Raw genomic sequence first — 18,969 nt, 5'->3', positions numbered from 1 at the left:
CCGTGAACAATCGGGTGACGATGGCCGACGTCGCGGCGTCTGCGGGAGTCTCCACGATGAGCGTCTCGTACACCTACAACCAACCCGACCGCGTCTCGCCTGCCACCCGAGACCGCGTCCACGCAGCGGCGGCGGCCCTCGGATACGCAGGTCCCAACCGTGCGGCACGCTCGCTCCGCAGCGGAAAGCACAACAGCGTCGGCGTCGTACTCGGTGAAAAACTCACCTACGCCTTCGAGGATCCCCAGGCCCGACGGTTCCTCTCGGGCATCGCCGACGCGTGTCTCGACGCCGACACCGCGCTGGTGATGTTGCCGAACCTGCACCGCGACAGCGATATTGCGAGAATTCGCGACGCGCAGGTCGACGGCTATGTCGTCTGGACCACCGGCGTCGACGACCCCGTCCTCGACGTGCTCGTCGGCACCGGTCGACCCACCTGCGTCCAGGGCGGCCCTCAGCATCCGGGATTGCACTCCATCGGAATCGACGACCGCGCGGCCGCCGACGCGATCGCCACCATTGCTCTGCGCAATCGGCGTCGGCCCGCGATAGTTGCACTGCGACCCGATTCGCGACGCGAATCGACGGTGGTGCACGGCGCCGACGCGTCGGGCATCTCGATGCCGGTGACCCGCGCACGACTCGAGGGCTACCGCGATGCGTGCGTGCGTCGAGGAATCGAGTGGTCGACGGTACCGACGCTGTTCACCACCCACAATTCGCGCGAAGAGGGCACACGGGCAGCACGACTGTTGTTGCGCGACAACGTCGTCGATGTGATGTTCGCGATGAGCGACGAACTCGCCTTCGGCGCACTCGACGCGGCGACGGGTGCCGGTATCGACATTCCCGACCACGTCGCACTGACCGGATGGGACGACTCCCCTGCAGCGGCGGCGGCCCACTTGACCACCGTCGCGCAATCGTTGTTCGACCAGGGCCGATCGGCGGCCCGGTGGGTGCTCGGTCTCAGCGACGCCGTCGACGCCGCGGTGTGGAACATCGAGACGCGAGGGTCGACGGGCACGCTGCGTGAGGGCCAGTAAAAAGGGCGTGCTCCCCGTTTATAGGCGTTAAGCAAACTCTTCGGCTAGTATCGCCGGTGGCCGTCCGGCTACTAGGGGGCACTGTGAGTCGAGAACACGACACGCCGCTCCGCCGTGCCGACCCCAACCCGACGCTCGACGCCCTCACCGGGCTTGCGAACCGGGACGAAATCCTGGCCACCATCACCGCCGCGCTGGTCGACCTAGGCCCTGACCAGCACTTCAGCGTCCTCCTCGTCGACATCGACGGCTTCCGTGAATTCAACGACGCGCTCGGACCGGCCCAGGGCGACGAGCTGCTGTGCATGGTCGCCGACCGACTCACCGCATCGACTCGACCCGGCGACACCATCGGCCGACTCACCGGGGACGAATTCGTCATCGTCGCCTACGGCTGCCATTCCCTGGCAGCCCGAGCGATGGCCGCGGGATTCGCCAGCATCTTCGAGCCCCCCTTCGAGCTCGGCGGCCGTCAACTCACCCTCACCGCCAGCGTCGGTGTCGCGTCCACCACCGGGAGCACCGATCGCGCCACCCAGCTGGTGCACAACGCGACCGCCGCGATGCACGCCGCCAAAGCCACCGGCCGCAACCGGCATCACATCTTCACCGACGAGCTGCACCACACCAACCGCACTCGGCTCGAGCTCCTCGAACGACTGCGCGGAGTCGCCATGACCGCGCGCGAGCTCACCATGGTCTACCAACCCATCGTCGAACTCGCGACCGGAGCCGTGGTCGGAGCCGAAGCCCTCGTTCGCTGGAACCACCCCGAACTCGGACTTCTGATGCCCGACGCCTTCATCCCCCTCGCCGAAGACAACGACCTGATAATCCCCCTGAGCATGTGGATTCTCACCGACGTCGCGGCAACCATCGCCGACTGGCAATCCCGAGCGATCATGCTCCAGGTCGGTGTCAACGTCAGCCCCGCGCACTTCGCCGCAGGAACCCTGGCCACCGACGTCATCGACATCGTCGACACCCACGGCATCGAACGCGGTCGACTCGCACTCGAACTCGCCGAATCGCAGACGCTGCACGACCTCGACGCCGTGCACTACCAACTCCGCGACGTCCAACGCCACGGCGTCCTCATCGCCATCGACGACTTCGGCTCCGGCTTCTCCTCCCTCGAACGACTCGCCACCCTGCCCGTCGACATCCTCAAAATCGACAGATCCCTCACCCAACACCTCGACAGCACCAACCTGCACCGACGCCGCGCCATGACCACCCTCTGCACCGCCCTCGTCGACGTCACCACCACCCTCGGCAAAGACACCGTCATCGAAGGCATCGAGACCACCGAACAACTCCGAATCTGCACCGACATGGGCGTAACCTTCGGCCAAGGACACCTCCTCGGACGACCCATGCCCGTCGCCGAACTGGAGCAATACATCACCCGACACAGCAGCCACAGCGAATCCGCATGAGGAACCGAACGTGAAGATAGACAACGAAATTCAACGCTTCACCGACGCACCCCGCGCCCAACTCTCCACCATCAACCCCAACGGCACCCCACACCTGGTCCCCATCGTCTTCGCTGTCGCGCCCACCGGCGATCACATCTACACAGCCATCGACTGGAAACCCAAAACCACCCAGAAACTGCAGCGACTCGACAACATCCACGCCGATCCCGCCGTCAGCCTCATCGCCGACCACTACTCCGACGACTGGTCCCAACTCTGGTGGATCCGCGCCGACGGCAACGCCCGCATCGTCGACGCGGGCAGCGCCGAAGGCACAGTCGGTACCGACACCCTCGTCGCGAAATACAGCCAATACAAGAACAACCGACCCGAGGGCCCGGTCATCGTCATCGACAAACTGTCCTGGAGATCGTGGTCCGCTTCCTGATCGTTTTACTTCCTCTCCCCCAAGCATCGCCCACCCCACCGCCAGACCTCTACCGCCTGACCACTCCCGGCTGACCACTCCCGTCTGACACCACTACCGTCTGACCACTCAATGTGACATCCGGTGGCCCTTTCGACCGTCAATGGCACATCGAGTGGACTGCACGTGGGTCGGAGGGCACCGAAAACCAGTGGAATTGGCACTAGCAGGGAGTCAGACTGTCGCAATGCTCAGCAAACCTCCCGTTCGGATTGTCACCGACCGTCTCGTGGTTCGACGCGAGACGGCAGACGATGCTGTCGTCATTGCCGAAACGATCGAGCGAAATCGGGTCCGCCTGCTGCCGTGGCTCGGTTGGGCCACCGAGGACGCTGCCGACAGGTCGGCGCAGATCGTCCGCATCGCGGAAAGCCGGAAGCTGTGGGACGCCGACGAAATGTACGACTACGGCATTTTCGGTCGATCCACCAGCGCATTCCTGGGGAAGATTGCATTGCACCGACGAGTCGGACCGGGTGGGATCGAAATCGGGTACTGGCTCGACAGTGCAGCCGAGGGTGACGGCATCATCTCGGAAGCCACCGCGACCCTCACGCAAGAGGCATTGAAACTCGCCGACGTCGATCGCGTCGAAATTCATTGTGATGCAGCCAATTCGAGGAGTCGAGCCGTTCCGCGGCGGCTGGGTTTCGTCCTCGACAGGATCGAGCCGCGAGCTTTGGCCGCTGCGGCCGAAACCGGAGACCACATGATTTGGGTGTATCAGCCCGATCGGCGGTAGGACGGGTCGACGGTGACGTGGGGGCGCGGACGCGCGAGCGCCTGTCGGTACCGGGACCGCAGGTCGGAGAGAACACGTTCCGGATCGTCGCGAATATCGCTCGGCAGGTGAGTCACGACAATGATGCCGGCGTTCTGAGCGCGCTCCCGTCGTTCCACGGTGGCGCGGTGCGCCGCGGGTGACAGGTGATATTCGAGCGAGTCGATCTCCCAGTCGAGGGCGACGTCGTCGAGCCAATTGTCGGCCACCAGTAGCAACCTGCCCGACTCGTCGCGTACCGCGACATTGTGAGTCATCGGGGGAAGACCGCTGCGTGCGTACAACTTCTGCGCGTGTGCTTCGGCAACGGAGTGCGCGCCGGCGGCCAGTTCGCGAAGTACTCGACGAGGCATCGCGGTTCCACGCGTGGTGCCGGCGTCCAGTTCCTTCATGATCGCCTCGATCGTTGCGGCACCCCGCTGAACGACACTGGCAACGAGCGCCATGCACTGCTCGGCGTTCTTCATGCGGCGAATTGCGTCGCACAAACACCGAACAACCGGCGCGACGGGAAGACCCGACTTACTTTCCGCCGTTGGCATCCGCCACGTACGTTCCACCGCGGCGAAGCTCACGGACCTGCGGTGCTGCGCCTCGGGAATGAGCACGAACGTCTCCTCGAACGAGCCGGATGTACCGAGACCATGCAACGCCAGCCCGGCCCGACCACTGATGACGCCATCACGACCGCAGTAGATGGACGCGGCAACCGCCCGCTCCAAGGGCGTCAGCGAACGGTTCTTCAAGAACACCAGGCCAGGTAGCGCCCGTGACCAGATACCGTCCGGCAGCGTGCGCCGAACAATCGTCTTCGACGCGACGCCGAGTTCGAGAAGATGAGCAGTCCGCACCAGCCCGCGATCCGATGCGGCCGCAATTACCCTCGCATCGACCCGTGCGCCGCCCCTCTTCATACAGACGATCCTGCACGCTCGGCCGGACACCGATCGCACCCGACGTCGCACTATCAACAGCCCTGTGGATAACCGAATACCTGTGGACAAACGCATACAGGAGGGGTCGCCCACACTCTGACTCGAGCACGGCCAGGCGCGCTCTCGTGACCGGCCGCGAGTCCACTCGATGTGCCATTGACTGCCGGAAAGGCCACCAAATGTCACATTGAGTGGACGGCGGGGCGGCAACAGGCAAACCACCCACCTCAGCGGGGATACCGTCTATCTTGCAACTCGTGCGTTCTTATTTCGGGAGTGAGACATGACGGCGACAGCAGTTCCCTCGGATCGGTCGGGTACCACGGCACCACGGTCGTTTTCGCCGCCGCAGCGCGGTCGGTTGAGTGAGGTTCCGCATATCGCGGGGCTGGTGCTCGGTGTGTTCGCGGCGGCGTTGTTTCTGTGGAGTCTGTCGCCCACTTTGCGGTATCTGGTTCATGCGCCGCGGGAGTATGTCGACACGTATTACTTCGATGCTCCGGATACGAGTTTGTCGTGGGCGTTGGTTGTCGGGTTGTTGGCGGCGGCGTTGGCGAGTCGGAAGCGTATTGCGTGGTGGCTGCTGACGATCTATTTGGTGTTGTTGGCGATCACGAACGTCGCGGAGGGCATCGAGGACAAGAACGCCAGTTCGTGGATTGCGTTGGCGGTTCATGTCGTCGTGACGGGTCTGCTGATCGCGTCGCGCAAGGAGTTCTACACGCGGGTTCGGCGTGGTGCGGTGTGGAAGGCGCTCGGGGTGCTCGTGCTGGGAGCGGCCGTCGGCACGATTGTCGGGTGGGCGTTGGTGGCGTTGTTCCCGGGTTCGTTGCCGGAGGGTCAGACGTTCCTGTGGGCGTTCAACAGGGTGACGGCGTTGGCGACGGTGGACAACGAGCAGTTCGACGGTAGGCCGAACGGTTTTGTCAATACGGGGTTGGGACTGTTCGGAGCGCTGGCGTTGCTCGGTGCCGTGGTGACGTTGTTCCGGTCGCAGCGGTCGAGCAATGCGTTGACCGGCCGCGACGAGTCGGCTCTGCGCGGCCTGCTCGACAAGTGGGGTGCCGACGATTCCCTCGGTTACTTCGCGACCCGCCGCGACAAGGGCGTCATCTTCGCCACCAGCGGCAAGGCGGCGGTGACGTATCGCGTCGAGGTCGGGGTGTGTCTGGCCAGTGGTGACCCGATCGGCAACCCCGAGGCGTGGCCACATGCGATATCCGAATGGCTCGACCTGGCCGAGAAGTACGGCTGGACCCCAGCTGTCATGGGGGCCAGCGAGATCGGGGCCACGGCCTACAAGCGGGCCGGCCTGAGTGTTCTCGAACTCGGCGACGAAGCAATCCTGAAAACCAAAGATTTCAACCTCAATGGACGCGAGATGCGTCCCGTGCGTCAGGCCGTCAACCGGGCTCGCAAAGCGGGTGTCGTGGTCACCGTGCGTCGTCATCGCGATATTTCTGCCGAGGAGATGGACGAGATCATTGCGTGCGCGGACGCGTGGCGCGATACCGAGACCGAGCGTGGTTTCTCGATGGCGCTGGGCCGGTTGGGCGATCCGCTCGACGGCGATTGTCTTCTGGTGCAGGCAGTTCAGGGCGAGAAGATAGTCGGTGTTCTGTCGCTGGTGCCGTGGGGTCGGACCGGCGCGTCGTTGGACCTGATGCGCCGCGATCCGGCGTCACCTAACGGTGTCATCGAGTTGATGGTGACCGAACTTGCCACCGGCGCAGATCATTTCGGTGTCAGCAAGATTTCGCTGAACTTCGCGGTGTTCCGTGCTGCGTTCGAGGAGGGTAGTCGGATCGGGGCCGGTCCGGTCCTGCGAATCTGGCGCAGCGTATTGGTGTTCTTCTCGCGCTGGTGGCAGCTCGAGGCGCTGTATCGCTCGAATGTGAAGTACTTGCCGGAATGGGAGCCGCGCTACCTGTGCTTCGCCGACAATCGGGTGCTGCCGAAGGTCGGTGTCGCGTCGGCCATCGCCGAAGGCTTCTTGACTCTGCCGACCTTTCGGCGCGCCTCGAAGCACACCGGGTCCCACGTCGCGGTGCCGGCAGCGTTGGTCGACGCCGAGGACATTCATCCCGACGGCAGCGGACCCGAGACTCCCGCAGACGACACCGTGCCCGGCCGCAAACGTCCCGACCAGGTACGCGTGCGCATGGCCAAACTCGATCGTCTCGAAAGTGACGGCATCGAGGGCTATCCCGTCGCCTATCCCCCGACACACACCGTCGGTGAAGCGGCGGCATCGCCCCAGGGCACGACCGTCCGAATTGCGGGTCGAATACTGCGCATTCGCGACTACGGCGGCGTGTCGTTCGCCGTCATCCGGGACTGGTCGGCCGATATTCAGGTGCTGTTCGACCGCGAACGCGTCGGCGACAGAATCGAGGAATTCGATGCCGACTTCGACCTGGGTGACCTCATCGAAGTCAGTGGCACCATCGGATACAGCAGGCGTGGTGAGCTGTCGCTGCTCGCCACCGAGTGGCGAATGAACGCCAAATGCCTGCACCCTCTGCCCGACAAGTACCGCGGTCTGACCGATCCGGAAGCGCGAGTACGGCAGCGGTACGTGGACCTGGCGATCAACCGCGATGCGCGCGCGCTGATGATCGCACGCTCGAATGTGGTGAAGTCGCTTCGTGATTCACTGAGCGATCGCGGCTACATGGAGGTCGAGACACCGATCCTGCAGCAGGTACACGGCGGTGCGAACGCTGCCCCGTTCGTCACCCACATCAATGCCTACAATCTGGATCTGTACCTGCGCATCGCACCGGAGCTCTATCTGAAACGGCTGTGCGTCGGCGGCATGGAGAAGGTCTTCGAGATCGGGCGAGTGTTCCGCAACGAGGGAGCGGACTTCAAGCACAATCCGGAGTTCACGATCCTCGAAGCGTACGAGGCACACAGTGACTACGAGCGCGCAATGGTGTTGTGCCGCGAACTGATTCAGCGTGCAGCCGTGGCAGCGCACGGCCGCGAGATCATTCTGCGTCCCGACGGCCCGGACGGCGAGATGATCGAGATCGACATCTCCGGGGAATGGCCCGTCAAGACACTGCACGGTGCCGTCGCCGAAAAATTGGGTGTTCCCGTCGAGCCGTCGACGCCCCTGTTCGAGCTGCAGCGGCTGTGCGACGAGAACGACATCCCGTACGAGAAGTCGTGGGACGCGGGTGCCGTCGCCCAGGGCATGTACGAGCACCTGGTGGAGGACTACACCGAATTCCCCACCTTCTACAAGGACTTCCCGACGTCGATGTCGCCGTTGACGAGACCACATCGGAGCATCCCCGGCGTCGCGGAAAAGTGGGACCTGGTGGCATGGGGGGTCGAACTGGGGACGGCCTACAGCGAGTTGACCGATCCCGTCGATCAACGTCGACGCCTCACCGAGCAGTCGTTGCTGGCTGCGGGTGGCGACGAAGAGGCGATGAGCTTGGACGAGGACTTCCTGCAGGCGCTCGAGCACGGGATGCCCCCGACCGGCGGCCTCGGAATGGGCGTCGACCGCGTCGTCATGCTCATCACCGGCGGCAGCATTCGCGAGACACTCGCATTTCCGCTGGCCAAACCGCGACAATGACGGTCTTCCCGAGGCGATCCTCCACGGGAAAGTTGCAAAACGGGGCGAATGGTGGAAACTGGAGGCATAAACAAACTTCGAGTAGGCAATGCATGGTGGGGACGAAAACATGGATCACGGGAATCGAACCGAGCGCGAGGCATTGTTTCCCGTGAAACATCCTCCCGGGCGGTACGTCGAAGTGGACGGCCAACGTCTGCATCTGTTCGTCCGGGGAACCGGCCCCACGATCGTTCTCTGCGGCGGCCTGGGCAGTAACTGGTTCGACTGGAACGACACCGTCGATATCTTGAGCGCCCGACATCATGTCGTGGTTCTCGACCGCCCCGGCTTCGGACTCAGCGACCCTCTACCCGATGGCGCCACTCCCACCGTCCGCGGCGAGGCCGACAGGATCGTCGGCGTCCTCGACGCGCTCGGTGTCACCGAGCCGGCCGTCGTCGCGGGTCACTCGATTGCCGGCTTCTACGCAGAAGCAGTGGCCCGGCTGTACCCGTCGCGCATACGTGGTGTTCTTCTCCTGGACTCGAGCGCCGAGTCCGACCCCCGCCGCATCCTTCCGGCGGCTCTGCGAGTGCGCGCAGCGCATTCCCTGTCGACGCTACTGAGCCGCACGGGCCTTCAGCGGCTCGTCGGCCCGCGCGTCCGACCGATACTCAACCAGGCGACGCCGCCCGACGGGACACCGAAGGACGTCGTCGACTGGGTCGACGACATCTACCGCAGGCCTACCTATCTCACGGCTGCACTCGTCGAAGATGTCGTCTACCCGGACCTCGCGGCCGAATTGAACCGACTTCGGAAGCGATTGCCACTCGTTGTTCCCGTTATCGTCGCGGCCGCCCACACCGGACGCCCGTCCCCGTGGGGACGCAGATGGATCAAGACCCAGCGCAAGCTGGCCACATACTTGCGAGCGGATTTCACCGTCGTCATACCCGCCCATCACCACGCCATGATCGACAAACCCGCCGAGGTCGCGGCGCTCATCACCGAACTGGTGTGAACCTTTCCCGTCGACGCACGTAACGTGTGTCGACGAGCCCGTAGCCCAAGACCCGAGCCGAAGCTCGGCGATGGCGCGGTAGCACGAGAGGAAATTGAAGATGGGTGCGATCAGCACAACGCAAGGTCGACAGTCGAAGATGCTCGGTCTGGGCGTTCACCGCCCCGAACGAATAGTCACCAACGATGAGATCTGCGAGTTCATCGACTCCAGTGACGAGTGGATTCAGACGCGATCGGGCATCAAGAACCGCCGATTCGCCGACCCCGAAGAAAACGTCGTCCAGATGTCGATCTCGGCAGGCCGAAAAGCACTCGAAGCCAGCGGCATCTCCGCCGAGCAGGTCGACACCGTCATCGTCGCGACCTCCACACACCTCGAACTGACACCCCAAGCAGCCGCCAAGGTTGCCCACGGACTCGGCACCAAAGGACCGGCCGCGTTCGACATCTGCGCCGGATGCGCAGGCTTCTGCTACGCACTCGCCGTCGCATCGGACCTGGTCAAGGCCGGAACCTCGCAGTATGTCCTCGTCATCGGAGCCGAGCAGCTCAGCGTCACCACCGACCCGTACGACCGCACCACCCGCTTCATCTTCGCCGACGGTGCCGGAGCCGTCGTCGTCGGACAGAGCGACGAAACCGAAATCGGACCCGCCGTATGGGGGTCCGACGGCTCGCAGTCCGACGCCATCGTGCAGACCACGGACTGGTACGAATACATCACGACAGCCAACATGGAACGACCCTGGATCAGGATGAACGGAATCTCCGTCTTCCGCTGGGCTGCATTCGAGATGGGCAAGGCCGCACAGAAGGTACTCGACGTCGCCGGCATCAAAACCGACGAACTGCACGCCTTCATCCCGCACCAGGCCAACAGCCGCATCACCGACCTGCTGGCGAAGAGTCTCAACCTGGACGAAGGCACCGCCGTCGCCAACGACATCGCCGAAACCGGCAACACCTCGGCTGCGTCCATCCCCCTGGCAATGGAAGAACTGCTGCGCACCGGAAAAGCCAAAGCAGGCGACACAGCGCTGCTCCTCGCCTTCGGTGCGGGACTGTCCTACGCCGGACAAGTCGTCAAACTCCCGAAGTTGTAATCACTCCACCCGTCCGCAGCCCACACCCACCCGCAGTCCACCTATCCGCAGTCCACTCGATGTGACATTCAGTGGCCTTTTCGGCAGTCAATGTCACGTTGAGTGGACTCGGGCCGGGTGGGGTGGGGTGGGTGCGAGTGGACTCGGGCCGGGTGGACTTGGGTGCGGGTGGACTCGGGCGGGCTGGGTGCGTGGGCCGAGGGTCTGGCCGAGTCAGCTTTCGGGTCGTAGTGTTGGTTCATGCCCAAGCCTCCGTTGCCCGTTGATGCTGTCGAGTTGCTGAAGAAGGCGAATCCCGCTGTCATGGCGGTTGTTCGTGCCGATGGAACTCCGATCACCGCGCCCACGTGGTATTTGTGGGAGGACGGGAAGATCGTGCTCAATTTCGATGCCTCGCGTAAGCGGCTGGAGCACATTCGGGCGAATCCCAAGGTCTCGATTTCAGTGATGGACGAGGCCAGTTGGTATACGCATGTGACGGTGCACGGTTCGATCGAACTGCAGGACGACCCGGATCTGGTGGATATCGATCGCATCGCGACGCATTACACCGGCGAGCGGTATCCGGTTCGCGATCAGCCGCGCGTGACCGGTTACGTGACTGTCGACGCGTATGTGGGCTGGGGCAAGGTCGGTTCGTAGACGTCGCGTTGCCGCTTGCGACGGCCCAATTCAGGTGCAAGACTCCCGCAATGGTCAATCCGCAGGGTGAAGGTAGCGACGCGTTCGAGAAAGACGAGCCGTACGGGGGTCAGCAGTACCCGCCGTATCAGGACCCGAACACGAGCTACCAGAACCCGCAGCACGGACAACCTCAATACCAAAATCCTCAGTACCCGAACCCCCAGTACGGGCAACCGCAATACGGGCAACCCCAATACGGACAGCCGCAATACGGTCAGGCCCCGTATGGCGGAGCGGGTTTTCGGCCGGCACCCGCGACGAACACGTTGGCGATCGTGTCGCTCGTGTTGGCGGTGTTGGGTCTGACGTTCATCCCGCTGATCGCGTCGGTGTGTGCGGTGGTGTGTGGCCACGTTGCGAAGGGCCAGATCCAGCGCACCGGCGAGGGCGGGTCAGGATTTGCGACGGCAGGTCTGATCGTCGGCTACGTGTCGGTTGCCCTGTTCGTCCTCGTCGTGGCTGCTATTTTCATCTTCGCGATAGCAGCCTCGAATTCATCCACGTATTGAGTTCGGTTGCTGCGCCAGTCGGCCGTTCATCGCTGCGGCCCACAGGCCGGCGATGACTGCCAACGCAATGACGAACAGCGCCAAGGCGTTCCATCCGAGTGACTGAAAGACCACTCCGCCGAGCCAGCCCACGACGGACGATCCTCCGTAGTAGAACAGGTTGTACAGCGATGTCGCCTGCGCCCGTCCGTGGACGGCTCGCTGGCCGGTCCATCCCGACGCGATGGCGTGGGCGGCGAAGAATCCCATTGTGAAGATCACCAGCCCGGTGAGGATCACGGCCAGGTTCGACGCCATCGTCAGTGCGACTCCGACGATCATGGTGGCGGTCGATCCGGCGAGGACGATCGACCGGCCGTGCTTCGTCGCCAACTTCCCCGCCACTCGCGAGGACACCGTGCCACTGAGGTAGGCCACGAAGATCAGGCTGATCAGAGACTGTGGAAGTCCGAAAGGTGCTGCCTCGAGCCGGAATCCGAGGAAGTTGTAGACCGCGACGAATCCTCCCATCAGCAGGAACCCCTGGCCGTACAGCGCCAGCATCCCCGGCTCTCGAAGATTCACCCACAACCGACCGGGTAGGTCACCGATCTTGCTGTGCACGAGGGTGGTTCGCGGCCGCGGTGCCAACCACACGAACAGTCCCGCTGCCAACGCCGCGATGACCGACACGGTCAGGGTTCCGATTCGCCAGTTGGTCTGTTCTGCAACGGGTCCTGAAACTATTCGCCCCAGCAGCCCACCGAGCGTCGTACCGGACACGTAGGTTGCCGCCGCCAACGCGGTGTGATTGCGGTGCACCTCCTCGCTGAGATAGGCGATCGCGATGGCCGGAAGTCCCCCCAGCGCAGCACCTTCGAAGAATCGCAGGACCAGCAGCACCTCGAGCGAAGGCGACAGAGGCACCAGCAATCCCAGTGTCGTCGCGACGAGTATCGAGGCGGTCATCGCTCGAACGCGTCCGATTCGGTCGGCCGCGACCGACCACGGAATGACCGACACCGCGACGCCGACGGTCGCCAGGCCGACGGCGAGCGAGGACTGCGACGGGGTGATGTCGAGACTGGACGCGATCAGCGGCAGAATCCCCTGTACCGAGTAGAGCTGCGCGAACGTCGCCACTCCGGCGAACAGCAGCGCCAACACGAGACGCCGGTACTCGGTCGATCCCTTGGGATGCCCCTCCCACTCCAGGACCTCGGGCTGCGTCGTAGTCATGTCAAAGACGTTAGAAGCGCTCACGGTATACGTCCAATGCATGAGAGACCGACGATCGATACGTCAGCGATATGCTTCACCCATGCGCCGCGAGACCACCGAGCTGCTACCACTTCTGCCGACCCTGGTCGCGGTGGCGGACACCGAGCACATCACTGACGCCGCCCACGTCCTGGGAGTCCCGCAACCCACCGTCAGTCGGCAGGTCGCCCGCGCGTCGGCGATCCTCGGCGTCGACATCGTGGAACGACGGGGCCGCGGCATCGTGCTGACCAGTACCGGCCGCGTCCTCATCCCGTATCTTCAACGAGCCCTGAGCGACATCGACGCCGGTATCGACGCCATGACCGAGCACGACGCCCGAGCGCGTGGCCGAATAGCCGTCGCGTTCCAGAACACACTCGGTGAGGACGTCGTGCCCGCACTGATCCGGCACTTTCGCGTCGACCATCCCGCGGTGACGTTCGATCTCGACCAAGGCGCACGTGCACGCTGCCTGGATCGCCTCGCAGATCACGCGTCCGACCTGGCGTTCGTGTCTCTGAGCGCCGAACACACCGACACGAATTCCTTCCAGCTGTACGACGAGCGGCTGATGCTGGTGGTACCCGAACATCACCGTCTCGCGTCGCGGAAGACGGTCGATCTCGCCGATACCGCCGACGAGAACTACATCGCCATGGGCCACGGATACGGAATGCGCTCGATCTGTGACGAGCTGTGGGCCGATGCCGGATTCAGCCCGCGCATCGCGTTCGAGGGACAGGACACCCATACCGTGCGCGGACTCGTCGGCGCCGGCCTCGGCATCGCCATCCTGCCGCGGATCCGTGCACACGGCGCCGAGGGTGGAACGGTCGACGTGGGACTCACCCAACCGGCTGCGCGCAGGCGAATCGGCATGGTGTGGGAGCCGGGGACGGACATGCCCCGCCAGGTGGCGGCCTTCCGCTCGATGGTGCAACGCAGTGGACGCACACTCGTGATTAGGTGAGTCGATGCAACTGGTTCTGGTACGGCACGCCCTTCCGCGACGATCGGAGTCCTCGGCCGATCCCGATCTCGACGAACTCGGCGTCGAACAATCCCGCAGAGTGCCCGATGCGCTGGCACGCTTCACGGTGTCCCGAGTCGTGTCGAGTTCGCAGCAACGCGCGATCCGGACCGCGCAGCCACTCGCCGAACGGCTCGGTCTCGAGATCACGACCGACCACCGTCTGACCGAGTACGACCGGGACTTCGGCGGCTACGTCCCGATCGAGGCCGCGAAGACCGAATTTCGCGACGCCTACGACCGCATCAAGGCCGGTCACCTACCCGAGCAGGTCGACGAACAGGCTTTCCGCCGGCGAGTTCTCGCCGGAGTGGCCGATATCGTCTCGACCGCCGCGCACTCCGATACCGTCGTCCTCTTCGCTCACGGCGGCGTCGTCAACATGCTGTTGCAAGACATTCTCCAGACCCCGAAAGTGCTCGGATTTCCCATCGACTACTGCTCGGTGACGCGTGTGCTCTTCTCCCGCAGCGGTGCCCGATCGGTCTCGTCGGTCAACGAGACCGCCCATGTGTGGGACCTGTTGCCGCGCAACCGACAATCCACAGAGACCTCTTAAAGTCCCTGGTAGAGGGGCAGAACGGCCGGTGTGGATCGCTCCGAGTGGTCGGTGCGGCCGGCGGTGGCAGTTAGCCTCGAAGTCATCATGGGTGAAATGCGTATCTTCCGACGTCCTGCCGTTGCTCTCGTCGCACTGGCGTTCCCTCTGGTGGCTGTGGGTGCGTTCGCACTCGGCACCGGCTACGACCTGGGCGGAGAATCGACCACGACGACCGCCGTTGTCGCAGACACTCAGCAGGCCCCGGCCGAGGCACAGCAGACGGCCGATCCCCTGTCCAAGGCCAGGAGCAGCCTCAACAGCGCCTCGCTCCCGATCACCTTTCTCTCCAGCGGCATCGGTCAGCTGACCGAAGGCGGAACGCAGCTCAACGACGGCGTCGGCCAACTTGCCGACGGCATCACCCAGGCTCACGACGGAACCATCCAGCTCGCCGACGGGTTCGGCCAGTACCGCGACGGCATCGGCCAGCTCGGTGACGGCGCATCGCAGATCAGCGGGGGTGTCGACCAGGTCGTCGACCAGCTCGCCGGATTCGGAGCTCTGCAGGCCGACTTCACGGCAAAGCTCGCCGCCACGGCAGACACGGTCGATCGCTTCCCGCATCCGGGATCCGACGCGATTTCCGGCGAGATCCGCGGAGTGATCGACAACCTCAACACTCAGGCGTTCGGTCCCGATACGCTCGCTCAACTGCAGACCCTCAAGGGTGGAGCTCAGCAGCTGTCGACCGAACTGAACGACCCCAACAGTCAGTTCCTCGGTGCCACCGCGCAGCTCGGCGACGCAACCGTGCAGTTGCGTGACGGACTCGGCCAGCTCGACGACGGCGGGCAGCAACTCAAGGCCGGCACCGATCAGCTCGTGACGTCGGTCAAACCCGTCGAGGGGATCGTCAACGGCATCGCCACCAATGTGCGCGACGCCTCCGCCGCCCTCCCGACAAAGGCGGCCGCCACGACCGATGACGCCACCTCCGACCAGAACGTTGCAGCGACGGCGACGAGCACCGGTACCGGTGCCACCCCGTATCTGATCGCCGCCCTCGTGGCACTCGGAGCTCTCGGCTGCGTCAGCCTCGTGCGGGTCCTGGGCAGGGACACCAAGCCGCGGTGGCTCGCCGTCGGAGCGGCCGTCGCCGCAGTGGGTGTCAGCGCGGCCGTCGCATTCGCCTTCGCCACCGACGCCGCCCTCGGACCGGTGATCGGAGCCGGCACGTTCCTCATCGTGTCGGCCGCGGCTTATCTCGCCACCGCAGGCGCCATTCAACGAGTGCTCGGTGCTGTGGTGGGCCAGATCGTCAACGTCGTCGCCCTCGTGGTGCAGGTCGTCGTCTGCGGATTCGCGTACGCATCGACGGCACCGATCTGGGGAGACGTCGCAGCCTTCATGCCGATGAGCTACACCGCCGCCGGTGCCCGCATCATCGCGTCGGGAGAGATGAGCGGAACCGGGTGGCTGGCGATCGGTGCCACGGTGGCGCTGCTTGCCGTCTCGGCACTCGTGTACGTCAGCGCGCGGGCAGGCTCAACCGACGGGCCGGAGCGGATGGATGGCGGGCGGGGCCGCGAGATGGGCACCGAATTCGCTTAGCGCCTGCTGCAGGTGCGGGGTCTGCATGTGGCCGTCGAGGTCCTCCTGCGACTTCCATACCTCGATGGTGACGAAGGTGCCCGGCTCGACCGCCGACTCGAACAACTTGTAGGAGACGTTGCCGCTCTCCTTGCGTGACTCGGCGACCAGAGCCACGAGCCCGTCGCGCACGGTGTCGATTGCGTCCGGCTTGGCGGTGATCGTCGCGACTACCTCGAGATCGTTCATCATGCGGAATCGGTTCCTTCGTTCGGCGAGACACACTCTTCCTCACCGAACGTACTCCCGACCCACCTAAGGTGAGGTGTCCACGCGGGAAGGGAAGAAGCAGTGAATCAGACGGCAACCGAGGATCGCGCCACGAAGAAGGAATGGCTCGGCCTCGCGGTACTGGTGGTGCCGATCCTCGTGGTCTCCATGGACATGTCGGTGCTGTATCTCGCGCTGCCCTTCATGACCGCCGATCTCGAACCCACCAGCAACCAGACCCTGTGGATCCTCGACATCTACGGATTTCTGCTGGCCGGTCTGCTGATCACCATGGGCTCGCTCGGCGACCGCATCGGTCGGCGGACCCTGCTGATGGTCGGCGCGGTGGTCTTCGGCGCGGCATCGCTCGCCGCGACGTTCTCCACCTCCCCCGAGATGCTGCTCGTCGCACGTGCTCTGTTGGGAGTGGGCGGAGCCACCATTGCGCCGAGCACACTGTCGTTGATTCGCAACATGTTTCACGACCCTGCGCAGCGCAAGGAAGCAATCGGCCTGTGGACCGCCGGTTTCGCAGGCGGCGCAGCCGTGGGCCCGGTTGTCGGAGGCGTTCTGCTGGAACACTTCTGGTGGGGTTCGGTCTTCCTGATCAACATCCCCATCATGGTCGTGCTCTTCGTTGCGGCCCCGCTACTGGTCCCCGAGTTCAAGGACAGCGACCCCGGAAAGTTCGACCCGATCAGCGTGATCCTCGCGATCTCGTCGATGCTCTCGATCGTGTTCGCCATCAAGCACGGGGCCCAGGACGGTATCGACGCCACGACGATCACCACCGCGATCCTCGGCCTGGCACTCGGCTTCGTGTTCGTCATCCGGCAACGCAAGGCATCGAACCCGCTCATCGACGTGACGCTCTTCGCCGAACGTGCTTTCAGCGCTGCAGTCGTCGTGCAATTTCTGGTCATCTTCTCCATGACCGGCTTCAGCCTGTTCGCCTCCCAGTACCTGCAGCTGGTTCTCGGACTCGGACCACTCCGCGCCGGACTGTGGTTGCTGATTCCCGCTGCCGCAGCGGCGGCCGGTGCCGTCACCGCACCGACGATGAGCAAGGTGATTCCCACCGGCACCATCATTTCGGCGGGCCTGCTGTCCATCGTCTTCGGCTGCGTCGCACTGATATTCGTGCAATCCGACTCCGGCCTGCCGCTGCTGCTGACCGGAATGGCCCTGGTCACGTTCGGAATCGGAGCAGCATCGACTCTGAACTCCGACATCGTGCTGACCGCAGCGGCCCCCGAAAAGGCCGGGGCTGCATCGGCATTGTCGGAAACCGGGGCCGAGCTCGGCGGTGCCGTCGGCATTGCCATTCTAGGGACTATCGGCAGCACCGTCTATCGACACCGTATGGAGGACGCCATCCCGGCGGGCACACCGGCCGAGATCGCCGATCCGGCCCGCGAAACCATCGGCGGCGCAATAGCCGTGGCCGACTATCTGCCGGAGCCGTTCGCAACGCAGTTGACCGACGTCGCGCACTCGTCCTTCATCGACGGCTTCAACCTCGCCGCCGGTACGAGCGCCGTGCTGATGTTCGTCAGTGCCGTGGTCGTGTTCCTGCTGCTCCGTCGGGTTCCTGCTAGTACGTCGTAGTCAGACCGCGTCGGCGAGGTAACGCGCCAACCACCGCGTCGCCGACACTCCGCCTCCGACGTCGTAGGTCTGATATTCCTGGTGGATGCCCGAGCGGTAGAAGGCCTCGATTTCCCGCTGACGCTGGGCATTGGCCTGATCCGACAGCTGCCCCTGCAGTACGGGTAATCCACCGGACGCAGCGAGGTCCGCGATCAAGGATTGTGCTTCCTGGGTGTACTGATCTGCGACGTCGGGCGCGGGGTTGGACGACACGGCGAGGAAGCCCGCGAGCCGCGCCACGTAGTCGTCCTTGGGTGTCGAGCAATACAGATCGCCGACGGCGCAGAACGTGCGCACCACCGGACTGACGTAGCCGAATCCACCGACCCTGGGTCCACCGACGCCGGTACCCACCACAGGGGGACCGACCAGGGCGTCGGTGTCCGATCGCTTCGGGTCGGAGACGAGCCCGACCGCCACCACCTTGTCGGCCGGAACCACCCCGAGACCGGTTCCGATGGACGCGGCGAGATCACCGGCCGCGTCCGCTCCCTGGCTGTAACCGATGATGCCCAGCTTCGTTGCGCCGCAGCGATCCGCCATCGCCTTCAGCATTCCGCCTGCGTTGGTGACGGCAGCAGCACGGGACTGCCCGTACACCTCGCCCTCCCACGGGAACGCGGTGGCGGGATACGAGACGTACTCGGTGAGGATGTCCCCGCCGAGACGATCGGTGACGTCGGTCAGCATCCCCGGCTTCGGCGCAGCACCGGAGCTGGTCTCCCACGTTCCCGGAATCGCGACGACGTACATCGAGGGACAACCGCCGGGATCGGCGACGGCGGGCGATGCCCCGACGACCAGACCGGACGCAACAGCTGCAGCGACGCCGACACCGGCGCAGAATTTCTTGACACTCATGGGGAGGGGGCCTCACTGGGTGATCGAACGCTTCTTGTGTTCGATCACCACAATGACAGCGGCCTGTGACCATCCGATGCCCACATGGTTAACGGACGTAACCGTGCGTCACACGGTTCGCCGCCACCCGTCGGGATCGGTCGCGCCCCCGTCGGGATCGGTCGCGCCCCCGTCGGGATCGGTCGCGCCCCCGTCGGGATCAATGCGGCTTTC

Annotated in this window: 17 protein-coding genes; 13 read left to right on the top strand and 4 right to left on the bottom strand. The window is 64.4% G+C overall.

The genetic code is table 11. The features are described from left to right. Positions 1-2 precede the first annotated feature (2 nt). The 4 genes from RFA01S_RS01450 (at position 3) to RFA01S_RS01435 (ending at position 3,699) form a co-directional block, all read left to right on the top strand. On the top strand, positions 3-1,049 hold the full coding sequence (locus RFA01S_RS01450; RefSeq protein ID WP_032407767.1) for a LacI family DNA-binding transcriptional regulator: 1,047 nt from the start codon (positions 3-5) through the stop codon (positions 1,047-1,049). 83 nt (positions 1,050-1,132) lie between these two features. Beyond that, positions 1,133-2,488: a putative bifunctional diguanylate cyclase/phosphodiesterase gene (locus RFA01S_RS01445; RefSeq protein WP_052060782.1), complete on the top strand. Its 1,356-nt coding sequence runs from the start codon at positions 1,133-1,135 to the stop codon at positions 2,486-2,488. Positions 2,489-2,498: 10 nt separating this feature from the next. Then, complete coding sequence (locus tag RFA01S_RS01440) at positions 2,499-2,918, top strand: TIGR03668 family PPOX class F420-dependent oxidoreductase (RefSeq protein ID WP_032407766.1); 420 nt, start codon at positions 2,499-2,501, stop codon at positions 2,916-2,918. 226 nt (positions 2,919-3,144) lie between these two features. Continuing rightward, complete coding sequence (locus tag RFA01S_RS01435) at positions 3,145-3,699, top strand: GNAT family N-acetyltransferase (RefSeq protein ID WP_032407765.1); 555 nt, start codon at positions 3,145-3,147, stop codon at positions 3,697-3,699. On the opposite strand, the gene RFA01S_RS01430 is transcribed toward RFA01S_RS01435, so the two are convergent. Continuing rightward, the gene (locus tag RFA01S_RS01430) at positions 3,681-4,652 is read right to left on the bottom strand and encodes a hypothetical protein (protein WP_032367600.1); all 972 of its coding nucleotides are present in this window, start codon (positions 4,650-4,652) and stop codon (positions 3,681-3,683) included. The genes RFA01S_RS01435 and RFA01S_RS01430 overlap by 19 nt on opposite strands. A gap of 304 nt (positions 4,653-4,956) precedes the next feature. Between RFA01S_RS01430 and lysX the strand changes: the two genes are divergently transcribed. From lysX to RFA01S_RS01405, 5 genes are all read left to right on the top strand, one after another. Beyond that, positions 4,957-8,268, top strand: a complete 3,312-nt coding sequence (gene lysX / locus RFA01S_RS01425) for a bifunctional lysylphosphatidylglycerol synthetase/lysine--tRNA ligase LysX (protein ID WP_032407764.1) — start codon at positions 4,957-4,959, stop codon at positions 8,266-8,268. 109 nt (positions 8,269-8,377) lie between these two features. Then, the gene (locus tag RFA01S_RS01420; protein WP_174557189.1) at positions 8,378-9,274 is read left to right on the top strand and encodes an alpha/beta fold hydrolase; all 897 of its coding nucleotides are present in this window, start codon (positions 8,378-8,380) and stop codon (positions 9,272-9,274) included. 100 nt (positions 9,275-9,374) lie between these two features. Next, positions 9,375-10,379 carry a beta-ketoacyl-ACP synthase III gene (locus tag RFA01S_RS01415; protein ID WP_027494965.1) on the top strand — a complete coding sequence of 335 codons (1,005 nt, stop codon included), beginning with the start codon at positions 9,375-9,377 and terminating at the stop codon, positions 10,377-10,379. A 240-nt stretch (positions 10,380-10,619) separates the two neighbouring features. Next, positions 10,620-11,021, top strand: a complete 402-nt coding sequence (locus RFA01S_RS01410; protein ID WP_032367602.1) for a PPOX class F420-dependent oxidoreductase — start codon at positions 10,620-10,622, stop codon at positions 11,019-11,021. A 50-nt stretch (positions 11,022-11,071) separates the two neighbouring features. Beyond that, entirely contained in the window at positions 11,072-11,572 is a 501-nt protein-coding gene (locus RFA01S_RS01405) for a DUF4190 domain-containing protein (RefSeq protein ID WP_032407763.1), read from the top strand. Here RFA01S_RS01405 and RFA01S_RS01400 read toward each other — a convergent pair. Then, positions 11,558-12,790 (bottom strand): MFS transporter, encoded by a 1,233-nt coding sequence (locus RFA01S_RS01400; protein WP_051365314.1) that lies wholly within the window; start codon positions 12,788-12,790, stop codon positions 11,558-11,560. The genes RFA01S_RS01405 and RFA01S_RS01400 overlap by 15 nt on opposite strands. Positions 12,791-12,872: 82 nt before the next feature. Here RFA01S_RS01400 and RFA01S_RS01395 point away from each other — a divergent pair, with 82 nt between their 5' ends. The 3 genes from RFA01S_RS01395 (at position 12,873) to RFA01S_RS01385 (ending at position 15,996) form a co-directional block, all read left to right on the top strand. Continuing rightward, positions 12,873-13,784, top strand: coding sequence for a LysR family transcriptional regulator (locus tag RFA01S_RS01395; RefSeq protein WP_139278354.1), 912 nt, complete (start codon positions 12,873-12,875; stop codon positions 13,782-13,784). Positions 13,785-13,788: 4 nt separating this feature from the next. Beyond that, positions 13,789-14,403, top strand: coding sequence for a histidine phosphatase family protein (locus RFA01S_RS01390; RefSeq protein WP_032407761.1), 615 nt, complete (start codon positions 13,789-13,791; stop codon positions 14,401-14,403). A 96-nt stretch (positions 14,404-14,499) separates the two neighbouring features. After that, the gene (locus tag RFA01S_RS01385) at positions 14,500-15,996 is read left to right on the top strand and encodes a phage infection protein (RefSeq protein WP_255283963.1); all 1,497 of its coding nucleotides are present in this window, start codon (positions 14,500-14,502) and stop codon (positions 15,994-15,996) included. Here the strand turns inward: RFA01S_RS01385 and RFA01S_RS01380 are convergent. Continuing rightward, positions 15,931-16,224: a putative quinol monooxygenase gene (locus RFA01S_RS01380; protein ID WP_032381978.1), complete on the bottom strand. Its 294-nt coding sequence runs from the start codon at positions 16,222-16,224 to the stop codon at positions 15,931-15,933. The two genes, RFA01S_RS01385 and RFA01S_RS01380, sit on opposite strands and share 66 nt — an antisense overlap. A 102-nt stretch (positions 16,225-16,326) precedes the next feature. Between RFA01S_RS01380 and RFA01S_RS01375 the strand changes: the two genes are divergently transcribed. Further along, positions 16,327-17,853 (top strand): MFS transporter, encoded by a 1,527-nt coding sequence (locus RFA01S_RS01375; protein ID WP_032407759.1) that lies wholly within the window; start codon positions 16,327-16,329, stop codon positions 17,851-17,853. On the opposite strand, the gene RFA01S_RS01370 is transcribed toward RFA01S_RS01375, so the two are convergent. After that, a complete protein-coding gene (locus RFA01S_RS01370; protein ID WP_032407758.1) occupies positions 17,854-18,756 on the bottom strand; it encodes a cutinase family protein in 903 nt (300 codons plus the stop codon). It abuts the gene before it with no gap. Between the last annotated feature and the right edge of the window lie 213 nt (positions 18,757-18,969).

The sequence above is a fragment of the Rhodococcoides fascians NBRC 12155 = LMG 3623 genome (assembly GCF_001894785.1).
Classification (GTDB): domain Bacteria; phylum Actinomycetota; class Actinomycetes; order Mycobacteriales; family Mycobacteriaceae; genus Rhodococcoides; species Rhodococcoides fascians.
The sequence above is the reverse complement of the archived record's forward strand: the minus strand, read 5'-3'. Positions and strand labels throughout refer to the sequence as shown.

Coding starts and splice junctions, on each gene's coding strand:
- RFA01S_RS01435 (WP_032407765.1), top strand. CDS start 3,145: ATGCTCAGCAAACCTCCCGTTCGGATTGTCACCGACCGTCTCGTGGTT.
- RFA01S_RS01430 (WP_032367600.1), bottom strand. CDS start 4,652: ATGAAGAGGGGCGGCGCACGGGTCGATGCGAGGGTAATTGCGGCCGCA.
- lysX (WP_032407764.1), top strand. CDS start 4,957: ATGACGGCGACAGCAGTTCCCTCGGATCGGTCGGGTACCACGGCACCA.
- RFA01S_RS01420 (WP_174557189.1), top strand. CDS start 8,378: ATGGATCACGGGAATCGAACCGAGCGCGAGGCATTGTTTCCCGTGAAA.
- RFA01S_RS01415 (WP_027494965.1), top strand. CDS start 9,375: ATGGGTGCGATCAGCACAACGCAAGGTCGACAGTCGAAGATGCTCGGT.
- RFA01S_RS01410 (WP_032367602.1), top strand. CDS start 10,620: ATGCCCAAGCCTCCGTTGCCCGTTGATGCTGTCGAGTTGCTGAAGAAG.
- RFA01S_RS01405 (WP_032407763.1), top strand. CDS start 11,072: ATGGTCAATCCGCAGGGTGAAGGTAGCGACGCGTTCGAGAAAGACGAG.
- RFA01S_RS01400 (WP_051365314.1), bottom strand. CDS start 12,790: ATGACTACGACGCAGCCCGAGGTCCTGGAGTGGGAGGGGCATCCCAAG.
- RFA01S_RS01395 (WP_139278354.1), top strand. CDS start 12,873: ATGCGCCGCGAGACCACCGAGCTGCTACCACTTCTGCCGACCCTGGTC.
- RFA01S_RS01390 (WP_032407761.1), top strand. CDS start 13,789: ATGCAACTGGTTCTGGTACGGCACGCCCTTCCGCGACGATCGGAGTCC.
- RFA01S_RS01385 (WP_255283963.1), top strand. CDS start 14,500: ATGCGTATCTTCCGACGTCCTGCCGTTGCTCTCGTCGCACTGGCGTTC.
- RFA01S_RS01380 (WP_032381978.1), bottom strand. CDS start 16,224: ATGAACGATCTCGAGGTAGTCGCGACGATCACCGCCAAGCCGGACGCA.
- RFA01S_RS01370 (WP_032407758.1), bottom strand. CDS start 18,756: ATGAGTGTCAAGAAATTCTGCGCCGGTGTCGGCGTCGCTGCAGCTGTT.